7 protein-coding genes are annotated in these 7,172 nt (G+C 70.3%); 4 read left to right on the forward strand and 3 right to left on the reverse strand.

Features of this window, described 5'->3' with window-relative positions; translation table 11 throughout:
• Positions 1-172 precede the first annotated feature (172 nt).
• Both RBH18_RS23355 and RBH18_RS23360 read right to left on the reverse strand, forming a co-directional pair.
• The gene (locus RBH18_RS23355; protein WP_306211188.1) at positions 173-664 is read right to left on the reverse strand and encodes a RidA family protein; all 492 of its coding nucleotides are present in this window, start codon (positions 662-664) and stop codon (positions 173-175) included.
• The gene (locus RBH18_RS23360; protein WP_305787442.1) at positions 661-816 is read right to left on the reverse strand and encodes a DUF4177 domain-containing protein; all 156 of its coding nucleotides are present in this window, start codon (positions 814-816) and stop codon (positions 661-663) included. The genes RBH18_RS23355 and RBH18_RS23360 overlap by 4 nt, the downstream gene beginning before the upstream one ends.
• 139 nt (positions 817-955) lie before the next feature.
• On the opposite strand from RBH18_RS23360, the gene RBH18_RS23365 reads away from it, so the two are divergent.
• Genes RBH18_RS23365 through RBH18_RS23375 form a run of 3 tightly spaced genes read left to right on the forward strand, consistent with a single transcriptional unit; the run spans position 956 to position 4,048 of the window.
• Entirely contained in the window at positions 956-1,897 is a 942-nt protein-coding gene (locus tag RBH18_RS23365) for an Rv0361 family membrane protein (RefSeq protein ID WP_306211191.1), read from the forward strand.
• Between the two features lie 9 nt (positions 1,898-1,906).
• Positions 1,907-2,857, forward strand: a complete 951-nt coding sequence (locus tag RBH18_RS23370; protein ID WP_306211193.1) for an ArsA-related P-loop ATPase — start codon at positions 1,907-1,909, stop codon at positions 2,855-2,857.
• A 45-nt stretch (positions 2,858-2,902) separates the two neighbouring features.
• Positions 2,903-4,048 carry an ArsA family ATPase gene (locus RBH18_RS23375; RefSeq protein ID WP_372338971.1) on the forward strand — a complete coding sequence of 382 codons (1,146 nt, stop codon included), beginning with the start codon at positions 2,903-2,905 and terminating at the stop codon, positions 4,046-4,048.
• Here the strand turns inward: RBH18_RS23375 and RBH18_RS23380 are convergent, their stop codons facing one another.
• Positions 4,049-4,351: a WhiB family transcriptional regulator gene (locus RBH18_RS23380; RefSeq protein WP_041832981.1), complete on the reverse strand. Its 303-nt coding sequence runs from the start codon at positions 4,349-4,351 to the stop codon at positions 4,049-4,051.
• A gap of 355 nt (positions 4,352-4,706) precedes the next feature.
• Between RBH18_RS23380 and RBH18_RS23385 the strand changes: the two genes are divergently transcribed.
• Positions 4,707-7,136: a transglycosylase domain-containing protein gene (locus RBH18_RS23385; RefSeq protein ID WP_306211220.1), complete on the forward strand. Its 2,430-nt coding sequence runs from the start codon at positions 4,707-4,709 to the stop codon at positions 7,134-7,136.
• The last annotated feature ends 36 nt before the right edge of the window (positions 7,137-7,172 follow it).

Raw genomic sequence — 7,172 nt, forward strand, 5'->3', positions numbered from 1 at the left:
CACGCAGCAACGACAGCCACTCCGGAAACCGCTCGACCTGCGACGACACAGCCCCACCCCCAACCGCATGGTACGTCGCCGAACGGCGGAGAGCCGAGCACGGAATGTGCGACCCGGGCATCCTCCGGTCACGTTCGGCGACGTACTCCACACGTCGCTGGGTAGCAGCGGGTCACGCCACCTCGGCGATGACCTCCACCTCGACGGGGGCGCCCAGGGGCAGCTCGGCCACGCCGACCGCGCTGCGGGCGTGCCGGCCGATCTCACCGAGCACGTCGCCGAAGAGCTGCGAGGCGCCGTTGATCACCGCGGGCTGGCCGGTGAAGCCCTCCGCCGACGCGACGAACCCGGTGACCTTCACAATCTTCACGAGCCGGCCGAGACCGACCAGCGCCTCGATCGCCGCGAGCGCGTTGACCGCGCACTGCCGGGCCAGCTCCGCGCCCTGCTCGGGCGTGACCTCGGCGCCGACCTTGCCCGTGTACGGCAGCTTGCCGTCGACCAGCGGCAGCTGACCCGAGACGTAGACGTGGTTGCCGGACTGCACGGCCGGCACGTACGCGGCCAGCGGCGGCACGACCGGCGGCAGCGTGATGCCGAGCTCGGCCAGCCGGGCGTACGCGTCGGCGCCGCCCGCGCCGCTCACCGGCGCCGGGGCCGTCATGCCTTGGGCCGCTTCATGTAGGCCACCAGCTGGTCCGGGTTCGGCCCCGGCACGACCTGCACCAGCTCCCAGCCGTCCTCACCCCAGTTGTCGAGGATCTGCTTGGTCGCGTGGACCAGCAGCGGCACGGTCACGTACTCCCACTTCTGCATTGCTCGCCCGCCTCCGGGTTGTCCTGCCCATCGTCGACGTCAGCCTAGTCACGCAGCGCGGACAACCCTCCGCGGCATCCGGTTTCCTCTAGGCTTGTCGTCGGGGAGGGGCGGCCCCCGGGCCGGACCAGGGAGCACGATGACGCACCAGCCGTCACCGGACGATGGCGCACGGCCTTCGTCGGTCGCCGCGGCGCAGGACCCGCCCCTCGACACCGCCGTCGCCCCGCCGCAGTGGCCGCCGCTCGGCGCCTACCCCGGGGAGACGCCCGAGCCGGTGCCGCCCGCGCACGCGTACGCGCCGCTCGAGTACTACCCCTCCCTCAGCCCCGACGACCGGAGCACGGATCAGTTCCCCGCCGTCTCGGACGACACCGTCGAGGGGGAGGTCGTCTGGCACCAGCCGCCGCCGGCCGAGCCCTTCCACGCCAAGCACGAGAAGCCCGGCGAGTGGCACACGCACCCGCCCGACCACCTCGCCTTCCACCACTCGCCGCCGGCCGAGGTGCAGCCCGGCGTCCAGCACGACCTGCCCACCGAGGCGATCCCGCTGCGCATGCTGCCGCAGCCGTGGGAGGTGCCCTTCGACCCGCAGCACGCCGAGCCGCACCCCGAGCCCGTGTCGCCCCGGCGGCGGCGTTCCGGGCGGTGGATGGCGCTGGCGGTGGTGCTCACGCTGCTGATCCTGGCGGGCGGGGCGGTGTCGGCCGTACTCCTGCTGCGCGACGCCGACAGCGGCAAGGGCTCTCCGGACCCGGCGACCGCCGTCGACCGCTTCATGACCGAGGTCTACACGCGGCAGGACGCCACCTCGGCCGCCGAGCACGTGTGCCGGGAGGCACGCAACGCGACGCAGCTCACCGCCCGGGTCGCCGAGATCGAGGGGTACGCCACCGAGTACCCGGCGCCGTCGTTCGCCTGGAACGAGCCGTCCGTGACCTCCAACACCGGCGACAAGGCCCTCGTCGACGTGCAGCTCACGATGACCACCGACGACGAGCGGGCCGCCCGGCAGCAGCTCACCTTCACCGTGATCCGCAAGACAGGCTGGCTGGTCTGCGACGTCACCAGCCGGGCGTAATGTCGGAGCATGGGTCGAAGTGAGTGGCCGGCGCGCCTGCACGTGGTGACCGGCAAGGGCGGCACGGGCAAGACGACCGTCGCGGCGGCGCTCGCGCTCGGCCTGGCCGCGGGCGGGCACCGCACGCTGCTCGTCGAGGTCGAGGGGCGCCAGGGCATCGCCCAGCTCTTCGGGCTGGAGCCGCTGCCCTATCGCGAGCTGCGGATCGGCACCCCGCCCCGGGCCGACGGCGAGGTCCGGGCGCTGGCGGTCGACCCCGAGGAGGCCCTCCTCGAATACCTGGACATGTTCTACAAGCTCGGCGCCGCCGGCCGGGCGCTGCGCAAGATCGGCGCGATCGACTTCGCGACCACCATCGCGCCGGGCCTGCGGGACGTCCTGCTCACCGGCAAGGTCAAGGAGGCGACCACGCGGTCCGCCGAGGGCCGCCGGGCGTACGACGCCGTGGTGCTCGACGCCCCGCCCACCGGCCGGATCGGGCGGTTCCTCAACGTCACGACGGAGACGGCGAAGCTCGCCAAGATGGGGCCGATCAAGACCCAGAGCGACGGCGTCGCCTCCCTGCTCCGCTCCCCGATCACCTCCGTGCACGTGGTGACCCTGCTCGAGGAGATGCCGGTCCAGGAGACGCTGGACGCCGTGGCGGAGCTCACCACCCTGCGCATCCCGGTGGGCCGGATCATCGTCAACGCCGCCCGGCCGCCGCTGCTCGCCGGGGCCAAGGTGACCAAGGCGGAGCTCAAGCGCGGGCTGGTCGCGGCCGGGCTGCCCAGCGACGCGGCGACCGTGGCGGGCCTGCAGACCGAGGCCAGGGCGCATCTGACCCGGCGCGAGCTGGAGGAGTCGCTGCGCGGCGACCTGGCCGAGACCGGATATCCGCTGGTCGAGCTCCCGCTGCTGGAGGCGGGCGTCGACCGGGCCGGGCTGGACCGGCTCTCGGGCATCCTGATGAGTGTCTGACCCGCCACACAGCGCAGCGCTCGCGCCGGAAGTCGTTACGCTCGAATCGTGGCTTCCGATCACACCGCCCCGCTTCTGGACGTCGACGCCCTGCTGGCGGATCCGGCGACCCGCATCGTCGTGTGCTGCGGCGCCGGCGGGGTCGGCAAGACCACCACCGCGGCCGCCCTGGGTCTGCGCGCGGCCGAGCAGCACGGCCGCCGCACGGTGGTGCTGACCATCGACCCGGCGCGCCGGCTGGCGCAGTCGCTGGGCCTGACCGAGCTCGACAACACGCCCCGGCAGGTCAAGGGCATCGACACCGAGGCGACCGGCGGCGAGCTCTTCGCGATGATGCTCGACATGAAGCGCACCTTCGACGAGGTCGTGCAGCAGCACACCTCGCCGCAGCGCGCCGCGGAGATCTTCGCCAACCCCTTCTACCAGGCCATGAGCTCGACCTTCTCGGGCACGCAGGAGTACATGGCGATGGAGAAGCTGGGCCAGCTGCGCGCGGCGGACGAGTGGGACCTGATCGTCGTCGACACCCCGCCGTCCCGCTCGGCGCTCGACTTCCTGGACGCGCCGGCCCGGCTGTCCCGCTTCCTCGACGGCAAGATGCTCCGCATGCTGATGGCTCCCGCGCGTGGCGGCCGCAGCATGTTCAGCCTGGTCACGGCGTCCTTCGGGGTGTTCTCCCGCGCCGTGCAGAAGATCCTGGGTGCCCAGCTGCTGACCGACCTGTCCGGCTTCGTGGCCGCCCTGGACTCGATGTTCGGCGGCTTCCGGCAGCGCGCGGACGCCACGTACCAGATCCTGCAGGACCCGCAGACGGCCTTCCTGCTGGTCGCCGCGCCGGAGCCGGACGCGGTCCGCGAGGCCGCGTACTTCGCGGAGCGGCTCGTCGCCGAGCGGATGCCGCTGGCCGGGCTGGTGCTCAACCGCATCCACCGGGCCGCGCTCGAGACGGTTCCGCTGACCGAGGCCGAGACCGCCGCCGCGGCCCTGGAGGCCGAGGGCGACCAGGCGATGACCGCGGACGCCCTGCGGGTGCACGCCCACCTGCTGCGCCAGATCGAGCGCGAGGTCAAGGTGGCCGCCCGCTTCACCGACGCCTTCCCCGCCGTGCCGACGGTGGCGGTCACAGCACAGCCCGCCGACGTGCACGACGTCGACGGGCTGCGAACGATCGGTGCCGCTCTGGCCCCGTGATCAGCGGGTTGACACGAGCACCTTGTCAGCGCCCTTCTCGCGCAGTGCGGCCTCGAACATCTTCCGCCAGCTCGCCACGTGCGGGTGCCGGCGCAGCAGCGCCCGCCGTTCCCGTTCGGTCATGCCGCCCCAGACGCCGAACTCGATACGATTGTCGAGTGCGTCCGCGAGGCATTCGTAGCGGACCGGGCAGCTGCGGCAGATCCTCTTGGCCACGTTCTGCTCGGCGCCCTGCACGAAAAGCGCGTCAGGGTCGCCACTCTGACACGCCGCCATGCTGGGCCAGTCGCTGATCATTCCCATCTGGTTCCGTCCCCCCTTGCCTTTCACCCCCTGACGCCGGCCGGCCTGTGCCAGTCCGTTACCGAGAACCGGAACGGAGTGTCTGGGACCCCGAGGCCGCGCGGGCGTCACTGCGATGTCTCGCCGGACCATCATGCTCCGTAGTCGGGCGATTACGCAACGTTGTCCCTCAAATACGTATACCTCGGGAGTTCCGGGCATCCCGGGCTGACCGGACGGAGAAATCTCCGGGGAATTTCTCAGAATCCGCCACGCGCAACCGACCGGAGGGACAGAATCATTCTGGGCGAACCGTGACCTTCTCGACGCGTGGACACGGGCCGCTTTCGCGTACCCTGCTCACGTGACCTCCTGGATGCGCAGACGCGATCACAACATCTTCGCCAATGCGACCTCGCTGCTGATCTGTGGCCTGCTGGCAGGCGTGGTCGTCGCGGCGGCCGCATTCCCGGCAGTGGCCATGTCCGGCCTGGCGGCCAAGGCCGGCGGCGAGACATTCGCGAGCCTGCCGAGCGAGCTGAAAGTGGCGACGACCCCCCAGATCAGCCGCATCTACGCGAGCGACAACAAAACGCAGATCGCCGTCTTCTACGACGAGTTCCGCAGCGAGGTCGCGCTGAAGGACATCTCGCAGAACATGCAGGACGCGATCGTCGCGGCGGAGGACCACGAGTTCTTCAATCACAACGGCGTCGACCTCAAGGGCGTCGCCCGCGCATTCGTGAGCAACAACAGCGGCAAGTCCCAGCAGGGCGCCTCGACGCTGACCATGCAGTACGTGCGCATGTCCCTGGCCTATTCGGCGACGAACCCCCAGGAGGTCGTCGACGCCACCAAGGACACGCCGAAGCGCAAGGTCACCGAGATGAAGTACGCGATGCAGGTCGAGAAGGAGATGTCGAAGCAGGAGATCCTGGAGCACTACCTGAACCAGGCTCCCTTCGGCAACGGCGCCTACGGCGTCTCCGCGGCCGCGCAGGTCTACTTCAAGAAGAAGCCCAAGGACCTCACGGTCGCCGAGTCGGCCCTGCTCGCCAGCATGGTGAAGGCGCCGACCGCGTTCAACCCGACCACGGCCAGCGGCTACCCGCAGGCGCTCGACCGCCGCAACTACGTCGTCAACGACATGCTCGAGATGGGCTTCATCACCGCCGACGAGGCGACCAAGGCCAAGGCGACGAAGATCAGCCGGACCGTCCAGCACGTCGGCAACGGCTGCGTCTCGGTGAAGACCAACAACTGGGGCTTCTTCTGCGACTACTTCTACCGGTGGTGGCTGGCCCAGGACGCCTTCGGCGCGACCACGTACGACCGGGAGCGGCGCCTCAAGGGCGGCGGCTACCGCATCCAGACGTCGCTCGACATCAAGGCCCAGAGCGCGGCCCGCGAGAACATCGCCGACCACATCAAGGAGAAGAACCGCAACGCTCTCCTGATCGCCGCCGTGCAGCCCGGCACCGGCAAGGTCCGCGCGCTCGCCGCGAACCGCACGTTCAAGCTGGACGACTCGAAGAACCCGCTCTCCTCGGACCCGGCCAAGAAGAAGCAGAAGGTCAAGGCCACCTATCCGAACACCACCAACCCGCTCATGACCGGCGGCGGGGACATCAACGGCTACCAGGCCGGCTCGGTGTTCAAGATGTTCACGATGGTGGCCGCCCTGGAGAACGGCTATCCGCTGGCCTACTCGATCAACGCCCCGGCCAAGTACATCTCTAAGTACATCATCGCGCCGGGCCCGTCGACGTGTAACGGCAAGTACTACTGCCCGACGAACGCCTCCGCCAAGGAGGCCGGCGTCTTCAACATGTGGACCGGCTTCGGCGCCTCGGTGAACACGTACTTCGTGCCGCTGCAGGAGCGGGTCGGCGCCGAGAAGGTCGTCGACGTCGCCAAGCGCTTCGGCGTGCAGTTCCGCGCCAAGTCGGACTACGACTTCGCCAACGACGAGGACTCCGCCCACCAGTGGGGCGCGTTCACGCTGGGCGTCTCCGCGTCCACGCCGCTCGACATGGCCAACGCGTACGCCACCCTGGCCGGCGACGGCATGTACTGCTCCCCGACCCCGGTCGAGCAGATCACCACGCCGAAGGGCGAGAAGCTCGACGTCGGCAAGCCGCACTGCACCCGGGCCACCTCCGCCGACGTCGCCCGCGCGGCGCTCGACGCGGCCCGCTGCCCGGTCGGCGACAGCGCCCAGCTCGGCTCCTGCAAGGGCCGGACGGCCCCGGCGGCGCACGGCATCATCGACCACCCGATCTACGGCAAGACCGGCACCACCGACCACGACAAGACGGCCTCGCTGATCATCGGCAGCAGCTCGCTCACCGTCGCCGGCTACCTGGTCAACCCGGACTGGCAGGCCCACCCCGACCGCATGTCCCACGACATCGTCAACCCGGCGGTGTGGGACACGATGCGCGACTACCTCGAGGGCAAGCCCAAGGTCCAGTTCAAGAAGCCGGGCGACAAGAAGATCTCCGAGGGCGACCAGCGCTCGATCCCGGACGTGACGTGCTCCTCGCTGGACAGCGCCCGCTCCCGCATCGAGGGCGCCGGCTTCACCGCCACGGTCGGCCAGGAGGTGGAGTCGGACTGCCCGAAGGGTACGGCCGCCGGCACCGACCCGGGCCACAAGACGATCAAGGGCGGCTACGTCAGCATCGAGGTCAGCAAGGGCAAGGAAGAGAAGCCCGACGACAAGGACAAGGACGACAAGGACGAGGACAAGCCCCGGCCGGGTGGCAACGGCGGGCCCATCATCATCAACCCGCCGGGGCGGTAGCCCCTACTCGCCACAACGGGCGGTCACCCCTCTCGG

This window comes from Actinoplanes oryzae (assembly GCF_030757795.1).
GTDB lineage: Bacteria > Actinomycetota > Actinomycetes > Mycobacteriales > Micromonosporaceae > Actinoplanes.

Bases quoted from the DNA above. Each gene is read 5' to 3' on its own strand.
- RBH18_RS23355 (WP_306211188.1), bottom strand. From the start codon at position 664: ATGACGGCCCCGGCGCCGGTGAGCGGCGCGGGCGGCGCCGACGCGTAC.
- RBH18_RS23360 (WP_305787442.1), bottom strand. From the start codon at position 816: ATGCAGAAGTGGGAGTACGTGACCGTGCCGCTGCTGGTCCACGCGACC.
- RBH18_RS23365 (WP_306211191.1), top strand. From the start codon at position 956: ATGACGCACCAGCCGTCACCGGACGATGGCGCACGGCCTTCGTCGGTC.
- RBH18_RS23370 (WP_306211193.1), top strand. From the start codon at position 1,907: ATGGGTCGAAGTGAGTGGCCGGCGCGCCTGCACGTGGTGACCGGCAAG.
- RBH18_RS23380 (WP_041832981.1), bottom strand. From the start codon at position 4,351: ATGGGAATGATCAGCGACTGGCCCAGCATGGCGGCGTGTCAGAGTGGC.
- RBH18_RS23385 (WP_306211220.1), top strand. From the start codon at position 4,707: ATGCGCAGACGCGATCACAACATCTTCGCCAATGCGACCTCGCTGCTG.